The organism is Microcoleus sp. Pol12B4 (assembly GCF_036701385.1).
GTDB lineage: Bacteria > Cyanobacteriota > Cyanobacteriia > Cyanobacteriales > Microcoleaceae > Microcoleus.
The window spans coordinates 1-1,293 of the sequence record NZ_JAUBQR010000453.1 but is presented as its reverse complement, the minus strand read 5'-3'; the positions used below and the strand labels follow the sequence as shown (position 1 = coordinate 1,293).

Annotated in this window: 1 pseudogene; it reads right to left on the bottom strand. The window is 36.8% G+C overall.

Annotation, left to right across the window (positions count from 1 at the left end):
* Nucleotides 1–53 precede the first annotated feature (53 nt).
* Nucleotides 54–1,253 (bottom strand): annotated as a pseudogene (locus QUA38_RS28995) (ISAs1 family transposase).
* Nucleotides 1,254–1,293: the final 40 nt, after the last annotated feature.

Genomic DNA, 1,293 nt, shown 5'->3' with positions numbered 1-1,293 from the left:
AATTCTTAAAGCTGAATCAATTTAGATCGGGAATCCGTTTGAGTTTTCGAGCGTTAGCTGGCCGAGTATAAAATTTTAACTAAATAATTATTATCCATTCCCGCCAGATACCGCTTCATTTTTAAACTTCCTTTAAATCCTTTTTCCTGTTTCAGTAAACTGACAGCTAAACGACGTAAAAGAGCAAAATTTTCAGGAGAATGATCTTTACGAATGCGACTCTTGTCTTCACAAAAAGTAACATCCAATGTCCAATGTAAGCTATTTTCAATACCCCAATGACTGCGAATTGCTTGAGAAATCTTCTCGGCATTACTGGCTAAACTACTTAAATAAAACCGAACTTCTGTGGTAGTTTTATTCCACAAACGTCTTTCACTTACGACCATCACAACCGTTTTTAATCCAGTCCATAATGATTGATTATGAAGAGGTGGCAACTCCGAGACTGCCACCGTCCAAATTTGTCTTTTTTCAACTCGATGATGCCCTCCTTCTATTTGTTGATAATAGCTATGCTCTCTGCCAGCTAACTCTTCTTTTAGAGCTAATTCAAACCAGTTTTTTACGTCTTTATGAAGAAGTTTTTGATTTCCCTTTAGCGCTAAAATATAATCTCCTTTCTTCTTAATTATGAGCGCTGCTATTTCTTTCTGACATCCCAAAGCATCGATGGTTATTATGCTTTTTTCAATTTCTAGCAGCTCTAACAAAGCCGGAATCGCTGTTACTTCGTTGGATTTATTAGTGACTTTTTTTTGCCCTAAAACTAATTGATGGGACGCCGACCATGCACTGACTATATGTAACGGTTTTTGGCTTTGATTCCGGTCATAAGATTGTTTCATTGTTTTGCCATCAATGGCTATGACTTCTAGCTCCAATTTTTGGGTAATTGAATTTACCCAACTCAAAAAACACTCTTGAAACTGCTTCGGTTTAATTCGAGCAAATACTCGACTAAATGTATCATGAGAAGGAATTCCATTCGGTAGTTCTAGAAAACCTTTTAGCCATTCATATTTAGCTTTTCCCTAGAGTTCTATTGATACCCATCCATCCGCACCGCTGATGACAGCTAGAATGGCAATGGCTACAATATCTATTAGTAAATGCTCTTTACTTCTTTCTATTCTTGGATCGGTCAAGTTCTCAAAATGGTTTAAAAAACTAATGTTCAATAAGTCTGTCGGATTCGATACACCTATTGTTTTTTGTTGGGAAGTTAAAGTCGAAGTAAACCCTTTCGCCATCGCTCGCACCTATGAATTACGCACTTGATTTACCTAAATA